Source organism: Streptomyces chryseus (assembly GCF_014650755.1).
Lineage (GTDB): Bacteria > Actinomycetota > Actinomycetes > Streptomycetales > Streptomycetaceae > Streptomyces > Streptomyces chryseus.
The window spans coordinates 120,236-141,524 of record NZ_BMVO01000005.1; the positions used below are offsets into that span (position 1 = coordinate 120,236).

General features: G+C 71.8%; 15 protein-coding genes and 2 pseudogenes. 12 read left to right on the forward strand and 5 right to left on the reverse strand.

Translation table 11 applies throughout. From position 1 onward, the window contains the following. Nucleotides 1-8: 8 nt before the first annotated feature. Nucleotides 9-962, reverse strand: coding sequence for a GNAT family N-acetyltransferase (locus IE185_RS11215; RefSeq protein ID WP_138894573.1), 954 nt, complete (start codon nt 960-962; stop codon nt 9-11). A gap of 151 nt (nt 963-1,113) precedes the next feature. Between IE185_RS11215 and IE185_RS11220 the strand changes: the two genes are divergently transcribed. Beyond that, nucleotides 1,114-1,662, forward strand: coding sequence for an FHA domain-containing protein (locus IE185_RS11220; RefSeq protein WP_138894560.1), 549 nt, complete (start codon nt 1,114-1,116; stop codon nt 1,660-1,662). Nucleotides 1,663-2,282: 620 nt separating this feature from the next. Beyond that, on the forward strand, nt 2,283-3,941 hold the full coding sequence (locus tag IE185_RS11225; RefSeq protein WP_229843456.1) for an MMPL family transporter: 1,659 nt from the start codon (nt 2,283-2,285) through the stop codon (nt 3,939-3,941). Nucleotides 3,942-4,103: 162 nt separating this feature from the next. Here IE185_RS11225 and treY read toward each other — a convergent pair whose 3' ends face one another. Beyond that, nucleotides 4,104-6,467: a malto-oligosyltrehalose synthase gene (gene treY / locus IE185_RS11230; protein WP_138894561.1), complete on the reverse strand. Its 2,364-nt coding sequence runs from the start codon at nt 6,465-6,467 to the stop codon at nt 4,104-4,106. Nucleotides 6,468-6,548: 81 nt separating this feature from the next. On the opposite strand from treY, the gene IE185_RS11235 reads away from it, so the two are divergent. Next, on the forward strand, nt 6,549-7,793 hold the full coding sequence (locus IE185_RS11235; protein ID WP_138894562.1) for an MFS transporter: 1,245 nt from the start codon (nt 6,549-6,551) through the stop codon (nt 7,791-7,793). Here the strand turns inward: IE185_RS11235 and glgX are convergent. Further along, nucleotides 7,747-9,864 (reverse strand): glycogen debranching protein GlgX, encoded by a 2,118-nt coding sequence (gene glgX / locus IE185_RS11240; RefSeq protein WP_138894563.1) that lies wholly within the window; start codon nt 9,862-9,864, stop codon nt 7,747-7,749. The two genes, IE185_RS11235 and glgX, sit on opposite strands and share 47 nt — an antisense overlap. A gap of 186 nt (nt 9,865-10,050) precedes the next feature. On the opposite strand from glgX, the gene IE185_RS11245 reads away from it, so the two are divergent. The 4 genes from IE185_RS11245 (at nt 10,051) to IE185_RS11260 (ending at nt 14,507) form a co-directional block, all read left to right on the forward strand. Then, nucleotides 10,051-10,908 carry a Tat pathway signal sequence domain protein gene (locus IE185_RS11245; RefSeq protein WP_138894564.1) on the forward strand — a complete coding sequence of 286 codons (858 nt, stop codon included), beginning with the start codon at nt 10,051-10,053 and terminating at the stop codon, nt 10,906-10,908. A gap of 82 nt (nt 10,909-10,990) precedes the next feature. Then, a complete protein-coding gene (locus IE185_RS11250; protein WP_138894565.1) occupies nt 10,991-12,310 on the forward strand; it encodes a copper amine oxidase in 1,320 nt (439 codons plus the stop codon). Between the two features lie 109 nt (nt 12,311-12,419). After that, a complete protein-coding gene (locus IE185_RS11255; protein WP_138894566.1) occupies nt 12,420-13,673 on the forward strand; it encodes a DUF5919 domain-containing protein in 1,254 nt (417 codons plus the stop codon). A gap of 111 nt (nt 13,674-13,784) precedes the next feature. After that, nucleotides 13,785-14,507, forward strand: a complete 723-nt coding sequence (locus tag IE185_RS11260) for a 3'-5' exonuclease (protein WP_138894567.1) — start codon at nt 13,785-13,787, stop codon at nt 14,505-14,507. A 73-nt stretch (nt 14,508-14,580) separates the two neighbouring features. Here IE185_RS11260 and IE185_RS11265 read toward each other — a convergent pair whose 3' ends face one another. Then, on the reverse strand, nt 14,581-15,444 hold the full coding sequence (locus IE185_RS11265) for a phosphotransferase enzyme family protein (protein WP_138894568.1): 864 nt from the start codon (nt 15,442-15,444) through the stop codon (nt 14,581-14,583). A gap of 123 nt (nt 15,445-15,567) precedes the next feature. Between IE185_RS11265 and IE185_RS11270 the strand changes: the two genes are divergently transcribed. The 5 genes and pseudogenes from IE185_RS11270 (at nt 15,568) to IE185_RS11290 (ending at nt 20,435) form a co-directional block, all read left to right on the forward strand. Then, entirely contained in the window at nt 15,568-16,485 is a 918-nt protein-coding gene (locus tag IE185_RS11270; RefSeq protein ID WP_138894569.1) for a carbohydrate ABC transporter permease, read from the forward strand. Then, nucleotides 16,482-17,321 (forward strand): carbohydrate ABC transporter permease, encoded by an 840-nt coding sequence (locus IE185_RS11275; RefSeq protein ID WP_138894570.1) that lies wholly within the window; start codon nt 16,482-16,484, stop codon nt 17,319-17,321. Before IE185_RS11270 ends, IE185_RS11275 begins: the two co-directional genes overlap by 4 nt. Continuing rightward, nucleotides 17,321-18,646, forward strand: coding sequence for an ABC transporter substrate-binding protein (locus IE185_RS11280; RefSeq protein WP_138894571.1), 1,326 nt, complete (start codon nt 17,321-17,323; stop codon nt 18,644-18,646). Before IE185_RS11275 ends, IE185_RS11280 begins: the two co-directional genes overlap by 1 nt. A gap of 19 nt (nt 18,647-18,665) precedes the next feature. Further along, nucleotides 18,666-19,903: pseudogene (gene mgt / locus IE185_RS11285) on the forward strand (macrolide-inactivating glycosyltransferase). Nucleotides 19,904-19,952: 49 nt separating this feature from the next. After that, nucleotides 19,953-20,435, forward strand: coding sequence for a hypothetical protein (locus IE185_RS11290; RefSeq protein ID WP_229843445.1), 483 nt, complete (start codon nt 19,953-19,955; stop codon nt 20,433-20,435). Here IE185_RS11290 and IE185_RS11295 read toward each other — a convergent pair. Beyond that, a pseudogene (locus IE185_RS11295) lies at nt 20,433-20,888 on the reverse strand (MMPL family transporter); the annotation flags it as partial. The gene IE185_RS11290 and the pseudogene IE185_RS11295 overlap by 3 nt on opposite strands. Nucleotides 20,889-21,289: the final 401 nt, after the last annotated feature.

Genomic DNA, 21,289 nt, shown 5'->3' on the forward strand with positions numbered 1-21,289 from the left:
GTAATTCGTCAGCTCCACGTCATATTGACCGCGCGTTCGAAGTTGACGTACCCGGCGCGCGCGAAGGACTTGGCCATCGGGACGTTGGCGAGGTCCGTCGCCGCACGGATGCGGGGCACGTTCTGAGCGGCCAGGACGCGCGTGCCCTCGGCGAGGATGTCGTCGATGTGTCCCTGGCCGCGGTGGGCGGGCACCACGCCGATGTACGCGATGGTGTGGTGGTAGTTGTTGCGCGCGGGGATCACGAACCCGACCGGTCCGCCGCCGTCCGGCAGTGCCGCGACCCGCCACCACGCACGCGGTGAGGAGTATGCCGCGAACTCCTCCTCGAACTGGAGCTCGGCGGCCTCGCGCGGCGTGAGCCCGGTCGCCAGATCGGCCTGGCTGTGCGCGTCGAGTGTGCCCTCGAGGACGAGCGTCATCAGCGAGACGATCTCCTCCTCGTCGTTCGGCGGACGAAACGTCAGCCGGCCGGTCGGCGCGGCCACCGGCGTGCCGGGGCGCCATTCGAGCCGCAGGCGCTCGACGAGCAGCCGCGCGCCGGTCCGCTCCAGGGCCTCTGTGCGGGCCTCGACCACGTCGCGGACCACCGCGTCGTCGCGCCAGTCCGGCGGGATGAAACGGCCGTACTCGGGACGGGGCGCACCGGCCGGGAGGACAGCGGCCGACGCCGTCTCCAGGAGACGCAGCCCGATCTCGCCGCGCTCCGGCCGCGCCAGCGTGTCGTCCAGGTCGAAGAAGTCGAGCGCCTGCGGCGGTTCGCCGGCGCGTGACGTCCACCAGGAGAGGCGGGCCAGTACCCGGTCGCCGCGCAGCGCCACCCACATCCACTCGGGACGGCGGCGGCCGGTGGCGAGGTCGTCCGCCAGCTCGTGGTCGAGGACGTACGAGAGCCGGCAGAAGAGCGCGAGCTCCTCCGGTCCCGCGAGCGGCCGTAGGGTCAGGTCCGGGTGCTGCGGTATGGCGGTCAAGCCGTCCCCCTGCGACGTGTGTGTCCGCAGACAGTAACAACGGTGTCCCGAACGGGCCTGTGGTCGGTCTGCGCAGGTCAGGTCGTACGGGATGAACCGTTCTTCTGGACACCCGCGCCCGGTCGGCCCGACAATCGGCTCTGTGACGTCGTCCTTCGAGTTCCACACGTATCCCGCCCGGCTGTCCGACGCCGAGCGCGACCGTGTGCTCGGAGTGCTCAGGGAGGGCGCGGCCCAGGGGAAGCTGTCGCACGACACCTTCGTGCGCCGGATGGAACTCGCCCTCGTCGCCCGCCGGCCCGACGAACTGGCCGTCCTCACCTCCGACCTGGAGAGCGAGAGCCGCTGGGCGCGGGGGTTGTTCGGCGCGGTGCAGCGGGCTTCCGCGTTCTCCGTACGGCTGCGCAGGGCGTGGCAGTCGGAGCGGCTGCCGAAGCTGCTCTTCCCCGAGCCCGGCCCGTACCCCCTGCGGATCGGGCGCGATCCCGCGAACGGACTGCGGCTCAGCCACGAGACGGTCTCGCGGGTGCACGCCGAGCTGTCCGCGCAGGGCGGCGGGTGGATCCTGCGCGACCTCGGATCGACCAACGGCACGTCCGTGAACGGGCGGCGGGTCACGGGGTCCGTCCTGGTACGGGACGGGGACCAGGTGAGCTTCGGACGGATGAGCTTCCGGCTCTCCGCCCGCTGACCCTCGGACACCTCCGGAGTTCTCGCGCGCTGACGGGACTACCTCAGGAAGCCGCCCGTCTTTCCCGCGTCGGCCTGACGCCGCCCGCCGGGGCCGGGGTGGGGTTAACCGCAGGGGAGTCCGCCCGCTGGTACCAGTGACCTCCAGGGACCCGGACCGGGACGCTGATCAACAAGCGGAAAGCGTCCTCGGGAGGGAAACACGATGGCCGGCAGCAGTCAGCCGATCACGGTGAGAATCGCGCGTGGGTGTGCGGCACATCCATGGCGAGCCATAGTCGGGTGGCTGCTGTTCCTCGCCCTGTGCGTGGGCGCGGGCAGCACGGCGGGCATGAACAAGGGGCAGTTCTCCGACTTCTGGATCGGTGAGGCCGGCCGCGCCGAGTCCATCGCCGCCGACGGCGGGCTCACCCCGCCGCCCGTCGAGCGGGTGCTGATCACGGCGGAGCGCGGGAAGCTCGACGCCGCTGCCGCCCGGGACGCCGCCCGCGACGTACGGCAGCGGATGGAGGACCTGCCCGCCGTCGTCTCGACGGCCGGGCCGAAGGCCGCCGCGGACGGCTCCGCCGTGAAGACCTCCAGCGCACCGAGGCGATCAGCCTGCCGGTCACCTTCGTCATCCTGTTCTTCGTCTTCGGGGCCGTCCTCGCCGCCGGCATCCCGGTCCTGCTGGCGCTCTTCGCCTTCGCCGGAGCGGTGGGCCTCTACGGTCTCGCCTCCTGGATCACCCCCGACGCGGGCGGTGCGGCGCTGAGCGTCATCTTCATGCTGGGCATGGCGGTCGGCGTCGACTACTCGCTCTTCTACCTCAAGCGGGCCAGGGAGGAGCGCGAGCGCACGGGCGGCACGATCAGCCACGCCGCCGCCGTGGAACTCGCCGCGGCCACCTCGGGACGCGCCGTCGTCGACTCGGGGCTGGCGGTCGCCCTCGCGCTCGGCGGCCTGTACCTGATGGACGACGTGATCTTCTCGTCGATCGCCACCGGCGCCATCCTGGTCACCCTCGTCGCGGTGGCCGGCTCGCGGACCGTACTTCCCGCGCTGCTCGCCAAGCTGGGGGACCGCACAGACGGCCGCAGGGGGCGCCGCCGCGCCGCCCTGGGCCGTCCCGCCGGCGGCGCTGAGCACAGCCGCATGTGGTCCGCGCTGCTGCGGCCGGTCATGCGCAGGCCGCTGGTGACCCTGCTGGCCGGACTCACCGCGACGGCGGCTCTCGCCCTGCCCACGCTCGGCATGAAGCTCGGCACCGAGGGCAAGGACACGTTCCCCGACAGCGTGGCGGCGATGGCGGCGTACGACCGGCTGACGGCCGCCTATCCGGCCGAGGGGATCGCGCACCTCGTGCTCGTACGGTCGGACGCCGCCCACGCCGACGAGGCGCAGGCAGCCCTGCGCCGGCTCGCCGAGCGGACCAGGGGCGACGCGCTCTTCGCCCAGGACGCCGGCGGGGCGCGACCGCGCACCTCCGCGGACGGCCGCGCGGCGATCCTCGCCCTCCCCGTGCCGTACGGCGAGAACGACGAAGCGGCGGGCCGCTCCCTGGCGCTGCTGCGCGACGAGCTCGTTCCGGCGACCGTCGGCAAGGTCGCGGGCACGCAGACCGCCGTCAGCGGCGAGATCGCCTACGGCGCGGACTACGCCGCGCACCAGGAGCAGCGGCTCCCCTGGGTGATCCTCTTCGTCTCGCTGGCGACCCTGGCGATCATGTACACGGCGTTCCGCTCGATCGTCATGGCCGTGCTCAGCGTGCTGCTCAACCTCGCGGCGGTGCTGGTCTCCTGGGGCGTACTGACCCTCGTCTTCCAGGGCACCTGGGCCGAGGGGCTCCTCGGCTTCGAATCCACCGGGTTCGTCGGCTCCCGCACCCCGTTGCTGGTCTTCGCCATCCTGGTGGGGCTCTCCACCGACTACCAGATCTTCGTGGTCAGCCGGATCAGGGAGGCCGTGCGGCGCGGCGCGCCGACCCGGGAGGCCGTGGTGGACGGCATCACCGGCTCCGCGAGTGTGGTCACCAGCGCCGCGGTCATCATGGTGTCCGTCTTCGCCAGCTTCCTCTTCATCGACCGCATCGAGATGAAGCAGATCGCCGTGGGCCTCACGGTGGCGGTGCTGTTCGACGCGATCGTGCTGCGGGCGCTGATCCTGCCCTCGGCGATGGCGCTCCTCGGCGACCGCTGCTGGGGCCGCGACCGGACCGCCGCGCCCGCCCGGGCGACACCGCCCGGCGGCGAGCCGCCCCACCCGCTCACCGTCGCCCCGGCCCTCCCGCGACGAGGATGAGGATCACCGCCACGGCGCCGTCCTTCACCACGCCGCCCTGACCACCCGCCATGCCCCTGGCCACGAGGCCAGGGTCACGGCGCGGTCGCAGCCCCCTTCCGAGCCGTGAGACCTCCGACGGCGGGGGAGACCACGCGCGATCGCCGGCCCGCCGTCGTGCTCCTACGTCTCCTCAGGGCCGCGCGTGAGCAGCGACACCGGGCGGTCGCCGAAGAGGTCGGCAAGGGGTACCGAACCCGTGAAGGTGCGGGACGGGGAGAGGGTGTCCGTCCAGCGCCCCTCCGGCAGCGGCAGCCGTGTGTCGCGCCAGCCGCCCGCGTCCGCGAGGCGCAGCGACAGGCGCGTGACGGCGGTGACCGCACGGCCCGAGCGGCAGAAGGCCACGCAGTGGGCGGCGGCCGGGCCCACGGGGGTGAGCGGGGTGTACGTTCCCGACTCGCCGAAGACCTCGGGGTGGGCCCGCCGCAGGGCGAGCGCCGCCACCGTGACGGCGTACTTCTGCGCGCTGAGGTCGTCGTCGCCCGCGGCCGGTGACACGAAGGCGACCGGGCGCCGGTTGTCCGGGTCGACCAGTGCGCGGAACTCCCGCTCGGTGCCCTGGTAGAGGTCCGGCACGCCGGGCATCGTCAGGTGCAGCAGCGTCGCCCCGAGCACGTTGGCCCGTACGTACGGATCCAGATCCCGCGCGAACTTCGCCACCGTCTCGAACGGCGCTCCGGCCGGCCCCGCCGCCACGAAATCGGCCACGGCCCGCTCGTACACCTCGTCCTGCTCGGTCCAGCTGGTGCGCAGCCCCGCCTCCCGCACCGACTTCAGCAGCGCGGCCGTCAGCCGCTCCGCGTCCGGCTCCCCGAAGCCGAGGGCCGTCTGCCAGGCCGTCCACGCCAGGTGGGCGTCGGGGCCGGGCACCTGGGCCAGGCCCGCGAGGAGCCGGGCCCACCGTTCGGGGCACTCGGACAGCACCGCGATCCGGGCCCGCACGTCCGCGCTGCGCTTGGTGTCGTGCGTGGACAGTACGGTGCCGGTGGCCGGCCAGTCGCGCGCCAGCCGGGTGCAGAAGGCGTGGAACTCCGCCGGGCTCACCCCGGGGGCCCCCGGGTCGCCGCCCACCTCGTTGGCCGAGATCAACGGCGTGTAGCGGTAGAACGCCGTGTCCTCCACCGACTTGGCCCGCAGCGCCGACGCCGTCTGCGCGAACCTGGCACAGAACGCCGCCCGGTCCGGCCCGTCGCCCAGCCTCCCCAGCGCCAGGTCGCGCACGAGATCGACGACCGCCGCCTCCTCCCGCACCGCGAACCCGGCCTTCACCTGTCGCGCCGCCTCCACCGGAACGGCCGCCGCGGCGCTCTCGGGACACGGCCCGCCCGCCGTCACGTACGGGCGGTACACGGGAACGCGCACCAGCAGTTCCCGTACGGCTTCGCGCAACGCCCAGGGCGCGTAGTCGCGCAGCGCGGGATCGGCCGCGCAGATCCGCTCGGCCGTACGGACGAGATAGCGGGTCTCCGCCGCGAGCTCGTGCGTCAGCACCTTGTACGCCGACCGTCGTACCGTCGCTTCCCAGGAACCGCCGCGGTCCCCGGCGGGACCCGCGAAATCGCGGTAGTGGGCCATCAGTTCCCCGGCGCCGGACGGATCGGTGAACAGGCCGTCGATCCGGTACAGCGCGTCGTACCCCGTCGTTCCCGAGACCGGCCATTCGGCGGGCAGCCGTTCGGGGCCGGTCAGGATCTTCTCCACGACCGTCCAGCAGCCGCCGACGGCCTCCTGGAGGCGCCGCAGGTAGGCCTCCGGGTCGGCCAGACCGTCGGGGTGGTCGATCCGCAGTCCTTCCACGACCCCGTCCCGTACGAGCTCCAGGATCTTCGCGTGCGAGGCGGCGAAGACCTCCGGGTCCTCCACCCGCACCCCGATCAACTCCGAGATGGTGAAGAAGCGGCGGTAGTTCAGCTCGGTGCGCGCCAGCCGCCACCAGGCGAGCCGGTACCACTGGGCGTCCAGGAGCTCCGGCATCGGCAGGTGCGCCGTGCCCGCGCGCAGCGGGAACGCGTGGTCGTAGTAGCGAAGGGTCTCGCCGTCGACCGTCAGGTCGTCCAGCTCGTCACCGATCCGGTGCGCCAGCACGGGCAGCAGCACCTGGCCGCCGCCGCCCTCCCAGTCGATGTCGAACCACCGGGCGTACGGAGAATCGGGCCCCTCTCTCAGCACCTCCCACAGGGGCCGGTTCAGGCTCTCGGGCGCCGGCACGGCCATGTGGTTCGGGACGATGTCCAGGATCAGACCGAGGCCGTGCGCGCGGGCCGTGCGGGACAGCGCGCGCAGTCCCTCCTCGCCGCCGAATTCGGCCCGCACGCGCGCGTGGTCGACGACGTCGTACCCGTGCTGCGAGCCCGGCACGGCGTCGAGCACGGGTGACAGGTGCAGGTGCGAGACCCCGAGTGCGGCCAGATGGGGCACCGCCTCCTCGGCGGCCGAGAAGGGGAAGTCGGAATGGAGCTGCAGACGATAGGTGGCGGTGGGCGTCATGCGAACGTACGTACCCGCATTGGGGGCTTCTGTGTCATCGGCCCATGCGTCCGTGTGATGACCCGCTATTACGTTCACCTGATGCCCGGGACCTTTCACACCTATCGCAGAGTCGTCGCCCTCACCGGGCCGGTGCTACCTGTCGTGTCGTTCCTCGGCAGGCTGCCGACCGCGATGTGCCAGCTCGGCAGTCTCCTGCTGGTCGCCGAGACCAGCGGCAGCCTCGCCACGGCGGGGCTGGTCGGCGGCGCCCTCGCGGCGGGCCAGACGGCCGGCGGGCCGCTGCTCGGCCGTGCGGCGGACCGTCACGGGCAGCGCACCGTCGTCCTGGTCGCCGCGCTCGTCAACGCGGTCGCCGTCGCCGCTCTCGTGTTCGCGTCCCTCGACCACGTCGGTACGCTCCCGCTCGCGCTCGTCGGCGCGCTCGCCGGAGCGAGCGTTCCCCAGGTCGGTCCCATGGCGCGTACGAGATCGGTCGAGATCGCTCGTGGGAACGGCGCCGACGAACGGCTCGTCGGCGCCGTCCTGTCGTTCGAGGGAACGCTCGACGAGGTGTCGTTCGTCCTCGGCCCCGCCCTCGTCGGCCTCGCCGTGGCCGTCGCGCACCCCGCCGCCGCCCTGCTCGCGGCGGCGGGTCTGCTGGCCGTCTGCGGTACCTGGTTCGCCCTGCATCCGACGGCGTCCCGGATACGCCCGGCGTCCCGCGCGGCGTCATCCGTGAGGACGAGCCTGCCCGGCGCGGTGTACGCGCTGCGTGCGGCGATGGTGCTCCAGGGAGCCATGTTCGGCGCCTCCCAGGCGGGTATCACGGCGCTCACCGAGCGGCTCGGCCGCCCCGAGCAGGCCGGGCTCGTGTACGCGGCCATGGGCGTCATGAGCGCGGCCGCCGGTCTCGCGACGGCCGCCGTACCCCAGAAGGTCACCCTGACGGCCCGCTGGCGCCTCGCGACAGCCGCTCTGGTCGTGCTCTCCGTGCCGCTGCTCTTCGTGGCGTCCCTGGGGGCGCTGTACGCCGTCGTGATCGTCCTCGGGGTGGCGTACGCGCCCCACCTGATCACCATTTTCGGCCTGACGACACGGATCGTTCCCGAGAACAGACTCGCCGAGTCGATGGCCTTCCTCACGAGCGGCGTCGTCGGCGGCCAGGCGCTCGCCCTGGCCGTCTCCGGGCGTCTCGCGGAGGGCGGCGGCGCGCCCGCCGCCTTCGCCGTCGCGGTGGCGGCGGCCACGCTGTGCGCCGTACTCGCGTGGACCGCCCGCCCCGCTCCCGCGGCGGCCCCTAGGCCGGCCGCTGCAACACCACCAGACTGCGCCCGATCAGCGTGACGTGCTCGCCCGCTCCCACCTTGGGACCGCTCCCGGGCGGCACGCCTTCGGGCTCCGCCGTGTCGACCACGACCTGCCACTGCTTCCCGTGGTTGACCGGAATGGTGAAATCGAGCTCCTGTGCGCTCGCGTTGAACATCAGGAGGAAGGAGTCGTCGGAGATCCGCTCGCCGCGCGGCCCCGGCTCGGAGATCGCGTGCCCGTTGAGGAAGACCGTCAGCGCCTTCGCGTGCGCCGCCTGCCAGTCCCGCTGGGCCATCTCCTTGCCGTCCGGCGTGAACCACGCGATGTCCGACAGGTCGTCGTGCGTGCCCTCCACCGGACGTCCGTGGAAGAAGCGCCTGCGCCGGAAGACCGGATGGTCCCGCCGCAGCCACACCATCGCGCGGGTGAACGCGTGGAGCGACCCCTCCTCCTCGTCCTTGTCCGGCCAGTGCACCCACGACAGCTCGTTGTCCTGGCAGTACGCGTTGTTGTTGCCGCCCTGGGTCCGTGCGAACTCGTCCCCGTGCGACAGCATCGGCACGCCCTGCGACAGCATCAGCGTCGCGATGAAGTTGCGCATCTGGCGGGCGCGCAGCTCCTGGATCGCGGGATCGTCCGTATCGCCTTCCGCCCCGCAGTTCCAGGACCGGTTGTGGCTCTCGCCGTCCCGGTTGCCCTCGCCGTTGGCCTCGTTGTGCTTGTCGTTGTACGAGACCAGGTCGGCCAGGGTGAAGCCGTCGTGGCAGGTGGTGAAGTTGATGGACGCGAGCGGCCTGCGCCCGTCGTCCTGGTAGAGGTCGGACGACCCCGTCAGCCGTCCGGCGAACTCGGCGATCGTCCGCGGCTCGCCCCGCCACAGGTCCCGGACGGTGTCCCGGTACTTGCCGTTCCACTCGGTCCACAGCGGCGGGAAGTTCCCCACCTGGTAGCCGCCCTCACCCACGTCCCACGGCTCGGCGATCAGCTTCACCTGGCTGACCACCGGGTCCTGCTGTACCAGGTCGAAGAAGGACGACAGCCGGTCCACCTCGTGGAACTGCCTGGCCAGCGTCGCCGCCAGATCGAAGCGGAAGCCGTCGACGTGCATCTCGGTCACCCAGTACCGCAGCGAGTCCATGATCAGCTGGAGGACGTGCGGCGACCGCATGAGCAGGGAGTTCCCGGTCCCCGTGGTGTCCATGTAGTACCGGGGATCGTCGGCGAGACGGTAGTACGAGGCGTTGTCCAGGCCCCGGAAGGAGAGCGTGGGGCCCAGGTGGTTGCCCTCCGCCGTGTGGTTGTAGACGACGTCGAGGATCACCTCGATGCCCGCCCGGTGCAGCGCCCGTACGGCCGACTTGAACTCCAGCACCTGCTGGCCCCGGTCGCCCCAGGAGGCGTACGCGTTGTGCGGGGCGAAGAAGCCGATGGTGTTGTAGCCCCAGTAGTTGCTCAGGTTGGCGTCGGCCAGCCGGTGGTCGTTGACGAACTGGTGCACCGGCATCAACTCGAGAGCCGTCACTCCCAGTTCCGTCAGGTGCGAGATGATCGCCGGATGCGCGAGCGCCGCGTACGTCCCCCGGAGCTCGTCGGGGAGGTCCGGGTGCATCATCGTGAGGCCCTTCACATGGGCCTCGTAGAGGATCGTGCGGTGGTAGTCCGTGCGCGGCGGACGGTCGTCACCCCAGTCGAAGTACGGGTTCACCACCACCGACGCCATGGTGTGCGGCGCCGAGTCCAGGTCGTTGCGCGAGTCCGGCTTCCCGAAGTGGTAGCCGTACACCGCCTCGCCCCAGTCGATCTTGCCGCTGATGGCCCGCGCGTACGGGTCGAGCAGCAGCTTCGCGGAGTTGCACCGCTTGCCCTCCTGCGGGGCGTACGGGCCGTGGACCCGGTAGCCGTAGCGCTGGCCCGGCATGATGCCGGGCAGGAAGGCGTGACGTACGAACGCGTCGGACTCGCGCAGTTCCACCGCCGTCTCCGAACCGTCGTCGTGCAGCAAGCACAACTCGATCCGGTCGGCGGCCTCCGAATAGACAGCGAAATTGGTTCCGGCGCCGTCGTACGTGGCGCCGAGTGGGTAAGCCTCTCCCGGCCAGACCTGCATGCGATCGACTCTTCCACTTCTGATCCGGGTGCTGCGGGGCACTTCGCACAGATCTTCCCCGAAAGTGGGGCAACCTCCTAGGACTTCGGACCGTCCTACCGGGTGACCACGCATACCCGGTATGCCAGTTGCCGTCGCGCGTGACGCGCGGGGCGACGGGGGGCTCCGGGAGGAGTAGGGGGCATCGTGCACAGGACAGTGCGCCGGCATCTGGGGAAGATGCTGGCGGGGACCGCGATAGCGGTGACCGGGACGGCGGTGATGATCGGGGTGACGCTGCCGGGTCCGGCCGGCGCCGCCGACGACACGCGCGGCGGGCGGACCGGGACCGCGGCCGTCACCGGGACGGCCCAGGGCGAGCGCGGCGACCAGGGGGACCGGGCCGGTGGGAGCGCGGCGGCGGGGCAGGCGCCCGAGCCGGGCGTGGTCGAGGCCGCCCCGGCCGAGGGCGAGCAGGGCATCGGCCGGGACCCCCTGACCGACGCCGAGCTGGAGCGGGTCGCGAAGCTGGCGCTGACGCCGTCGCAGTTCGCCGTCGGCCGGGACGTCGACGGGGACCGGGGCCCCCAGCACCTGGCCACCAACCTCGGCGAGATCCAGCCGTCCGAGGTGGACGACGCGGCGCCGCCGCGCCGCGCGGAGGTCTCGTACTACGACTACAGGCGCGACGAGCTGGTGACGAAGACCGTCAACCTCGCCACCGGCAAGGTGGAGCGGACCGGCGTGCTCAAGGGCGTACAGCCGTCGCCGACCCGCGCGGAGAACCGCGAGGCTGCGGAGCTGATCCTGGCGAGCCCGCTCGGCGCGGGCCTCAAGCAGGACTACCAGGACGCCATGGGCAAGCCGCTGACCTCCGTGGACCAGCTGTGGGTGAACGGCGGGATCTACCGGGCGGACCGGGAGGAGAACGTGCCGGCGGCGCTCGCGGAGTGCGGCACGCACCGCTGTGTCCGCGTCACGTCCAAGGTCAGGAACGGGCCGTGGATCGACACGCGCGATCTCGTGGTCGACCTGAGTGCGAGGACGGTCGGCCGAATCGGCTGACCCTCCCGGCCCTCCTGACCCTCTCGACCGACTCATCCTCTTCAGTCCCTTCCCGCACTTCCGTACGAGGGAGTTCATCCTCATGCACGTCAACAGAGCTTCTGGTGCCCGCAAGCGGGCCGCGGCAACCCTCGCCGCCGCCGCCCTGCTCGGCAGCCTGGCCGCCGCGGGCGGCTCCGCGGCCTCCGCGACGCCCAGGGCGGCGGCCGGGAACGCCCCCGAGGCCGCGCCGGCTCCGGCCGACTGCAGCGCGGCGTACCGCATCGAGCAGAAGCTCGACGGCGGCACCACCTGGCGCATGTGCTGGAACTACGACAGCGACGCCGGCCTGGTCCTGGAAAAGGTGACGTACCAGCCCAAGGGCGAACCCAAACCGATCCGCGTCCTGACGAGCGGCAAGCTGGCGCAGGTCCACGTGCCGTACGACAACGGCAAGGAGGAGTACGACGACCTCACGAGCTACGGCTTCGGGACGGGCCTGCAGGACCTGAAGCCCGCCGAGTGCCCCGGCGGCACGATCCGCACCGTCAGGGTCCCCGACATGGGCGACGTCAAGGGCATCTGCACGACCACGCGTGCGCGCGGGCACGCGTACCGCCTCGCCAGCGACGAGAGCACCAAGGTCTGGCAGGCCCAGGGCAAGGACCTGCTGGTCTACACCGTGAACAAGGTCTCCTGGTACGAGTACATCACCGAGTGGCGCTTCTCCTCCGACGGCACCGTCTCCGCCAACGTCGGCGCCACCGGCAGTCTGGCGCCGGACGACTACGACGCCACCGACGGCCGGGGCTGGCCCATCGGCAAGGGAGCGCGCGACTACGCCACCAGCCACAGCCACAACGTCTTCTGGCGGCTGAACTTCGGCCTCGACGGCAGCTCGAAGAACCGCGTCGAGCAGTACGACTCGAAGGTCACCCCGCCGCAGGGCAACGCCAAGCCCACCACCAGGACCATCCGCACCCCCATCACCAAGGAACTCGCCGGCAACGCCAAGAGCATGCGGTGGTGGCGGATCGTCAGCGCGACCGGCAAGAACAAGGACGGCCACCCGCGCTCGTACGAGATCGTGCCCGGCAGCTCCAACAAGCACCCGGGCCGCAGCTTCACCCGTCACGACGTGTACTTCACGAACTACCGCAAGTGCGAACAGTTCGCCAGCAACAACATCCGCGACTGCGGCAGCGCGAACGCGCCCGACAGCGTGGACAAGTGGGTCAACGGCGAGGCCCTGAAGAACCCGATCACCTGGGTCAACATCGGCTTCCACCACATCGCCCGGGACGAGGACCAGCAGCCGATGCCGGTCCACTGGCAGGGATTCCAGCTCGCACCGAGGGACGTAACCGCTATGAATCCGCTCACTCCGGCCGATCTCGCTGGACAGAACGGGCATTACGAATAAGGGAGTTGGGAAAGGAGCCTGCCGATCCGGCTGCACCGCCTCCCGCTCCCGGAGTACCCTTCCTTGATCGTTGGAGACGGGGCTTCCAGGAGCTGAAGGCGGTGCGTGGGTGAGCTCGGGAGGGCTGGAACTGCCCCCCGGTGACGCAGGTCACGAGGGGGGTTCCGCAGGCGTCCCGCCGGGAGCGGTCTCGCTTGCGCGGCCGATGGAGATCGGGGCGGAACTGGACTGGGGCGCGGACGCCTGGAGCGAGGTGCGGACGCGCGCGCAGCGGGCCGGCCGGGCCTACATCTGGCTGAACCTCGTGGAGCAGCGCCTGCGCGCCGTCGTCGCCGCCGTCCTGCGGCCCATCTACGAACCGGTGCACGGTGAGGACGACTGGGTGGTGGCGGCCGCCGGGCCTGCGGGCCAGGAGTGGGTGCAGCGCGCGGTCGCGGTGCGGGAGGTCTCGCGCCGGAAGGGCTACCTGCTCGACCCGGCCGACGACAACGTCATCAGCTTCCTCACCCTGCCCCAGCTGCGCGAGCTCATGGTCCAGCACTGGCCGTGCTTCGAGCCGTACTTCGACGACCGCCGCGACGTCGAACTGGCCCTGGACGAGCTGGAGGTCACCCGTAACGTCGTCTCACGCAACCGGGCGCTGTCCGAGGCCGTGCTCGCCCAGGCGGAACGGGCGTCCGCGCGGCTCCTGGAGATCCTGGGCAGCGGGACCGGCGCGCACTCCTCCGGCCGGCTCAGGGTGGACGCCGTCGAGGAGCTGGTGGGGGACCGGTACGCCGATGTGGTCAGCGTTCACCCGGACCGGGTGCGCCTCCAGCGCCAGCTGCCCGCCGAGGACCTGTTCGGCGGTGCGCGGCGGCTCGACGCGATCGGCATAGGGCTGAACCTCCTCGTCCAGAACTTCTCGGGCAGGCGGCTGGTGCGGCTGGCCGAGTCAGGCTGCCGCACACGCCTGCTGTTCCTCAATCCGGCGAGCAGCGCGGTCAAGCGGCGTGAGCGCGAACTCGGCCTGAAGAAGGGCGAACTGAGCCGCTCGGTGGAGATGAACATCCTCCACATGCGGCGGGTGCGCTCGAAGCTCCGGGACCCGGGGGCGTTCGAGATCCACGTGTTCGACGAGACGCCGCGCTTCACGGCGTACCTCGTGGACGGGGACGGCGCCGACGGGCTCGCCGTCGTCCAGACGTATCTGCGCAAGGCGCGCGGCATGGAGGCGCCGGTCCTGGTGCTGCGGGGCGCCGGGCGCGGGGTGGTCAGGCACGTACAGGACGGCCGGGACAACCATGAGTCGGAAGGCGGCCTTTTCGAGACGTACCGGGAGGAATTCGAAGCCGTGTGGGCGGACTCCCGGCCGGTGTCCTGAACGGAGCGCGGCGGTCCGCGACCGGGCCGCGAAGGCGTTGTCAGTGGTGCGTGCGAGGGTGGTTCTCCACCGGGGATCTTCCGGGGGGAGCATCACGAAGGAGGTCCCACGATGGGATGGCACGGGGAACCGCTGGTCGGCTTCGACCTGGAGACGACCGGCACGGAGCCGCTGGAGTCCCGCATCGTCACGGCCGCGATCGTCGGCGTGAACGACGGCAGGGTCTCCCGGCGGCGCGAGTGGCTCGCCGACCCGGGCATCCGCATTCCGGCGCAGGCGTCGGCGATCCACGGGATCAGCAGCGAGCGGGCCGGCGCGGAGGGCAGGCCGGCCCGTGAGGTGGCCGACCAGATCGCCGAGACGCTGACGGGGTACTGGGCCCAGGGGGTGCCCGTCGTCGCCTACAACGCGGCGTTCGATCTGACCCTGCTGGCCGCCGAGTTGCGCCGCCACGGGCTGCCGTCGCTCGGTGAGCGGCGTGGCGGCGCCGGCATCGGCCCGGTCATCGACCCGTACACGATCGACCGCGCCGTCGACCGCTACCGCAGGGGCAAGCGCACCCTGGAAGCGGTCTGCGTCGAGTACGGCGTGGTGCTGGACGGAGCCCACGAAGCCTCGGCGGACGCCCTGGCGGCCGTCGGCGTGGCCCGGGCGATAGCCGAGCGTCATCCGTCGATCGCCGCGCTGGCCCCCGCCGAACTGCACGAGCGTCAGATCGAGTGGTACGCCGACTGGGCCGCCGGCTTCCAGGAGTTCCTCCGCAAGAAGGGCACCCCGGACGCGGTCATCGATCCCCGGTGGCCACTGCGTGAACTGACCTCCGTCGCCCTGTGACGCCCGGACTCTGACGCCCGGACTCTGACGCCGGGACTCCGAGCCCGGGACTTCGAGGCGCGGACTCCGACGCTCAGAACGGATACCAGCGGACCTCCGGGTCGCCGTCGCGCAGGGACGCCACCCGCCTGCGGAACTCGGCCGCGGCGGCCGGGTTGGAAGGGGCGTGCTGCGCCACCCAGGCGCAGCTGGCCGTCTCGCGCGCGCCGCGCAGCACCGCGCAGCCGGACCATTCGCGTACGTCCCAGCCGTACGCCGTCGTGAACGCGTCGTACGCGTCGGGATCCAGGCCGTACCGGTCGCGCGACAGGGCCATGACCACCAGGTCGTGCTCGCGGAAGTCGGCGGCGAAGGTCTCCAGGTCCACCAGGACCGGCCCGTCGGGACCGACGTGGACGTTGCGGGGGAGCGCGTCGCCGTGGATCGGGCCCTGCGGCAGACGCGGGGTGAGCGCGGCCGACGCCGCAGCGAAGCCGTCACGCCGCTCGCGCAGGTACGCCGCGTCGGCCGGGTCGATCGCGTCTCCCGCGAGCCGCAGCCACCGTTCGACGCCGCCCAGCAGTTCCCGCCGGGTGAGGGGGAAGGAAGGGGCGGGCAGGGCATGGACCAGGCGCAGCAGCTCCGCCAGGTCCCGGGCGCCGGCAGGCCGTACGGACGCGGGCAGCCGGTGCCACAGTGTCACCGGATGGCCGTCCACCACGCGGGGCTCCGGCTCGGCGGCCCGTACGGCGGGGACGCCCGAGGAGGCGAGCCAGGCCGCCACGGCCAGTTCGCGTTCGGCGCGGGCCGTCAGCTCCGGGTCGCGGCGCCCGACCTTGACGACCAGGGCGCCGGCCGCGAACACCGCGTTCTCACCCAGCGCCAGCAGCTTCGCGTCGTCGGCGGTGGCGGGAAGCCCGGCGGCGGCCAGGACCTCGCGTGCTCGTGTCTCGTCCATGACCACGGATTCTCGCATTCCCGCAGGTGGGGTTGACGAACCGACGACCCGTCAGCACCATGACGGGGGCCGCCGGGGCGGCCGTGGTCCCGAACGGCCGAGCCGCCCGAAGGAGTCGATTCCGTGACATCCACGACTGCGAAGGCGCGGTCCGGCAGAGGTACCCGCAGGGGCGCCGACCACGGCGCCTGGTTCCTGGTGCTGCCCGCGCTCCTCCCCATCCTGGTCCTCAGCGTCGGCCCGCTGCTCTACGGCATCGCCCTCGCCTTCACCGACTCCCAGTCGGGCCGCACCACCCCCACCCAGTGGACCGGGCTGCTGAACTTCCGGGACCTGCTGCACGACACGCTGTTCTGGGACTCGTTCCGGATCGGCCTGCTGTGGGCGGTCGGCGTGACCGTGCCGCAGTTCCTGCTGGCCCTCGGCCTGGCCCTCCTGCTCAACCAGAGCCTCCGCTTCCGCTGGCTGGCCCGGGCGCTCGCGATCATCCCGTGGGCCATGCCCGAAGTGGTCGTCGGCATCATGTGGCGCCTGGTCTACAACCCCGACGCCGGCATCCTGAACGAGACCGTCCGGGACCTCGGCCTGGGCGACGGGCGCGACTGGCTGACCGGCCTCGCCACCGCCCTGCCCGCCGTGATCCTCGTCGGCATCTGGGCGGGCATGCCGCAGACGACGGTCGCCCTGCTCGCCGGCCTCCAGAACACCCCGCCCGAGCTGCACGAGGCGGCCGCCCTCGACGGCGCGGGGGCGTGGCGCCGCTTCCGTACCGTCACCTGGCCCGCCATCAAACCCGTCGCCCTCGCGATCACCGCGCTCAACTTCATCTGGAACTTCAACTCCTTCGCGCTGGTCTACGTCCTGACCAACGGCGGCCCCGGCGGCCGCACCCGCCTCCCCATGCTCTTCGCGTACGAGCAGGCCTTCCGGTACGGCCAGTTCGGCTACGCCGCCGCCATGGGCTGCGTCATGGTCGCGGTGATCTCGGTGCTGCTCGCCTTCTACCTCGTGGGCCGCCTGAAGGGAGGCGACGACCAGTGACGATCCGCACCAGCAGGTCCGCGCGCGTCGGCCAGTACCTCGCGCTCCTCGCCTACCTGGCCTTTCTCGCCTTCCCCTTCCTCTGGCTCGTCTCGACGGCCTTCAAGCCGCCGCGCGAGCTCGGCTCCCTGCATCCCACCTGGATCCCGCACAGCCCGACCCTCGACAACTTCCGCCAGGCCTTCGACGAGCAGCCCTTGCTGGAAGCGGCGCTCAACAGCCTCGTCGCCGCGCTGTCGGCGGCCCTGATCGCCGTCGCGCTGGCGACCCCGATGGCGTACGTCATGGCCCGGCACCGCACCAGGCTGTCCGCCGCCGCCACCGGCTGGGTCGTGGTCAGCCAGGCGTTCCCCTTCGTCCTCGTGATCATCCCGCTGTTCCTGATCCTCAGGAACCTCCACCTCATCAACTCCCTGGTGGGCCTGGTCATGGTGTACGTCGTGTGGTCGCTGCCCTTCGCGCTGTGGATGCTGGTCGGTTACGTGAGGGCCGTACCGCGCGAGCTGGAGGAGGCCGCCGCAGTCGACGGCGCGAGCAGGCTCCGGACGCTCGTCTCCGTCATCGCCCCGCTGCTGGCCCCCGGCATCGTCGCCACCGCGCTGTTCGCGTTCATCACCGCATGGAACGAGTTCTTCTTCGCGCTCGTCCTGCTCAAGACCCCTTCGATGCAGACGTTGCCGGTCGTCCTCACCCACTTCCTCGGCGCCGAGGGCGTGGCCGACCTCGGCCCGCTCGCCGCCGCAGCCTTCCTCGCCACGCTGCCCTCCCTCGTCGTCTTCGCCCTCATCCAGAAGCGCATCACGGGCGGGATGACGGCCGGGGCGGTGAAGGCGTGATGCGACGTGTCACCGGACGCGTGAGAACGCCGCGGCGCACGCGCCTCGGCGCCGCGGCCGCCGCCCTCGCGCTGCTCCTCACCGGCTGCTCGGACGACGGCCGTGAGAAGGACGCCGACGGCGGGATCACCCTGCGCTTCCAGTCCCTGGCCTGGCAGAAGGAGTCCGTCGACGCCAACAGGGAACTCGTCGACGAGTGGAACGCCGCGCACCCCGGCGTCCGCGTCGAGTACGTCCAGGGCAGCTGGGACAGCGTCCACGACCAGTTGCTGACGTCCTTCGAGGGCGGTGAGGCGCCGGACATCATCCACGACGCCTCGGACGACCTCGCCGACTTCGCGTACGGCGGCTACCTCGCCGATCTGCGCGAGCTGCTGCCCGCCCGGCTCAAGAACGACATCCCGCGGCGCAGCTGGCAGACGGCGACCTTCGGCAAGGGGGTGTACGGCGTGCCGTTCCTCCAGGAGCCAAGGGTCCTGATCGCGAACGAGAAGATCCTCAAGGCGTCCGGAGTGCGCGTCCCGACCGTCGAGAACCCCTGGTCCTGGGCCGAGTTCCGCCAGGTCGCCAAGGAGCTGAGCGGTGGCGACGGCACGACGTACGGTGTCGCCTGGCCCCTCAAGGACCCGGTCTCGGCCACCTTGAACCTGGGGCTCTCGGCGGGCGGGCAGCTCTTCCACCGGGGCGCCGACGGCAAGGTGAAGGTGCGCTTCACCGAGGGGGACGCCGTCGTCCCCGGCACGATCCACGACCAGGTCGGCGCCGACCGGAGCGCGTCGGCCGCCACCCTCGGCATGGGCGGCTCCGACACCCTGCCCGGCTTCTTCGGCGGCAAGTACGCCATGGTGCCGCTCGGCTTCTCCTACCGGCAGCAGATCGTCCAGCAGGCGCCCGAGGGCTTCGCGTGGAAGGTGCTGCCGGCCCCGGCGGGCGCCGACGGCCTCACGCAGGGGGTGAGCCCGCAGACGCTCTCGATCGCCCAGGACAGCCCGTACAAGAAGGAGGCAATGGAGTTCGTCGACTTCTTTCTGCGGCCCCCCAACATGGCGCGCCTCGCCAAGGGCGACTGGATGCTGCCGACCGGCGCCGCCGCCCTGAAGGACCCCGCCCTGCGCGCGGAGAAGGACGGCTGGGCGACCGGCACCGCGCTCGCCGAGCACCTGGCCCCGGCGCCCGCGCAGTCCGTGCGCGGCTACCCCGAGTGGAAGGACAAGGTGGCGACCCCCGCCTACCAGGAGTACTACAGCGGTGCGATCGACGCGAAGGAGCTGGAGAAACGCCTGGTGAAGGACGGGAACCTGGTCCTCGCCCGCTACCAGCGCTGAAGGGCGCCGGCACGACCGGTTGCACGAGACGTATCGTCTCGTTATGTTGGCGGCATGACCTCACGCAAGCGTGCCCACATCGCCATGTTCTCCATCGCCGCCCCCGGGCACGTGAACCCGAGCATCGCAGTGATCCGGGAGCTCGTCGACCGGGGCCACCGCGTCTCGTACGCGATCCCGCCGTCCTTCGCCGACCGGGTCGCCGTCACGGGAGCCGACCCGGTCCGCTACACCTCGACCCTCCCCACCGAGGACAATCCGGAGGCCTGGGGGACGCAGTTGATCGACAACATCGAGCCGTTCCTGAACGACGCGATCCAGGCGCTGCCCCAACTGGCCGCGGCGTTCGACGGGGACGAGCCGGACCTCGTCCTCCACGACATCACCTCCTATCCGGCCCGCGTCCTCGCCCACCGCTGGGGCGTGCCCGCCGTCTCGCTCTCCCCGAACCTGGTCGCCTGGGAGGGGTACGAGGAGGAGGTCGCGGCGCCGATGTTCGCCGAGCTGAAGCAGTCCGAGCGGGGCCGGGCGTACTACGCGCGCTTCCGCGCCTGGCTGGAGGAGAACGGCCTGGAAGGGCTGGACCCCGACGACTTCGCGGGCCGCCCGCCCCGCAGCATCGTCCTGATCCCCAAGGTCCTCCAGCCCCACGCCGACCGGGTCGACGAGTCGGTCCACTCCTTCGTCGGCGCCTGCCAGGGCGACCGGGCGGACCGGGGCGGCTGGCAGCGCCCGGCCGGCGCGGACAAGGTCCTGCTGGTGTCGCTCGGTTCGACGTTCACCAAGGTGCCGGAGTTCTACCGGGAGTGCGTCAGGGCCTTCGGTGACCTGCCGGGCTGGCACGTCGTCCTCCAGATCGGCAAGTTCGTCGACGCGTCGGAACTCGGCGAGGTGCCCGCCAACGTCGAGGTGCGCGACTGGGTGCCCCAACTGGCCGTCCTCCAGCAGGCCGACGCCTTCATCACCCACGCGGGAGCCGGCGGCAGCCAGGAGGGCCTCGCCACCGGTACGCCGATGGTGGCCGTCCCGCAGGCCGTCGACCAGTTCGGCAACGCCGACATGCTCGTCTCGCTCGGCGTCGCCCGCAGGATCGACACCGAGGACGCGACCGCCGAGGCCCTGCGCGCCGCCGTCCTCGGCCTCCTCGACGACCCGGAGGTGGCCCGCAGGGCCGCGGAGATCCGCGAGGGCATGGCGTCCGAGGGAGGCACCGCCCGCGCCGCCGACCTCATCGAAGCGGAACTGCCCGTCGCCTGACCGGGGTAGCGTCTCCTTGATCACGTGAGTCGGGCACGGGGGTACGAAAGTGAAGCTCAAGCGGTTCGCGCTGGTCTGCGGGGGCGCCCTCACGGCGACCGCCGTGGCGGCCGGCGTATGGACGACATGGTTCCGGCCGCCGTACGCCCTGGCCGGCACGCCGTCGGCCGACGTCACGGTGAAGGCGGAGAAGTCCCGGTACCCCGACGTCGCGGCGACGGCCGAGGACGTCGACGGCCTGCTGAGGGTGTACGTGCAGCGGCTCGAGGCCGGGGACGCCGAAGGGCTGGCGCGGCTCGCGGGACCGGACTACGACCGGCCGGACGCCGACGCGCGCACGCTCGTCCGGAAGTACGGGGCGGGGGCGCGGGGGCACGTGGAAGCCACCGTCGCCGAAGGACTGGTGGACTACTTCAGTCAAGTGCACCTGGCGTACGAGAAGACGGGGCAGCGACAGGAGCTGCTGCTCGTCAAGGACGACGGTCACTGGTGGGTCGCGCTCGGCGACGGCGACCCGGCCGCGGGGAGGTGAGAAGGCGGCCCGCAGTACGGTGACCGAGCCGGCCATCGCCACCGCGACGACCATCGGCGAGGCCAGGCCCATCGCCTCGAACTCGGCGAGCCCGGTGAAGAGCATCCCCGCCATCGCCACGCACACCGTCACGCCGGAGACGATGACGGCCCGCCCGCTGGTCGCCGCCGCGATCCGCAGAGCGGTCTGCGGATCGTGCCCGGCCTCCCGCTCCTCGCGCTCGCGCCGCAGGTAGAACAGGCAGTAGTCGACGCCGACCGCGAGTCCGACCAGCAGCATCACCGAGTTCGCCGTCTCGTTCATCGGCTGGACGTGGCTCACCACGCCCATCAGGCCCATCGCCGCCAGGATGGCGGTGATGGCGAGTGCGACCGGCAGCAGCGCGGCGACGAGCGCGCCGAACGCGATCAGCAAAATGCCCAGCGCGACCGGGACGGCGGGGAGTTCGGCCTTCCCCCGGCGGCGGTGTCCCTCGGCGCGCTCCTTGCCTTCCCCATGACCGGCCAGCCCCGTCGTACTCCAGGGGTCGCGGCACCGCGCCGCCACCTCCACTGACGAAGCCAGGGGCGCGGGCGTCAGGTTCCCTCCTGCTGCTTGCCGAGCCGTGGACCGCGCGTCTCCACCCTGGGGGGAGGAACCGTCTCCCCCTGAGGGGGAAGGGCGGGACGCAAGCCCCTTACGCGCAAAGGGGGTTGGGGCGGGCTGTCCGACTTGGCGCGCGCTGACCGTTTTCTTATTACGAAACCTTGTTGAGTAAGTAACAGGCGTATGAAGGTCTTGATCTGCGCGCGTCAATCGGTCAGGGTTTCGAGTCAGCCCCGGGAGATCTTCCGGTCCGGAGGCCAATCCCCCCA

Bases quoted from the DNA above. Each gene is read 5' to 3' on its own strand.
- treY (WP_138894561.1), bottom strand. From the start codon at position 6,467: ATGACGCCCACCGCCACCTATCGTCTGCAGCTCCATTCCGACTTCCCC.
- IE185_RS11235 (WP_138894562.1), top strand. From the start codon at position 6,549: ATGCCCGGGACCTTTCACACCTATCGCAGAGTCGTCGCCCTCACCGGG.
- glgX (WP_138894563.1), bottom strand. From the start codon at position 9,864: ATGCAGGTCTGGCCGGGAGAGGCTTACCCACTCGGCGCCACGTACGAC.
- IE185_RS11250 (WP_138894565.1), top strand. From the start codon at position 10,991: ATGCACGTCAACAGAGCTTCTGGTGCCCGCAAGCGGGCCGCGGCAACC.
- IE185_RS11260 (WP_138894567.1), top strand. From the start codon at position 13,785: ATGGGATGGCACGGGGAACCGCTGGTCGGCTTCGACCTGGAGACGACC.
- IE185_RS11265 (WP_138894568.1), bottom strand. From the start codon at position 15,444: ATGGACGAGACACGAGCACGCGAGGTCCTGGCCGCCGCCGGGCTTCCC.
- IE185_RS11280 (WP_138894571.1), top strand. From the start codon at position 17,321: ATGCGACGTGTCACCGGACGCGTGAGAACGCCGCGGCGCACGCGCCTC.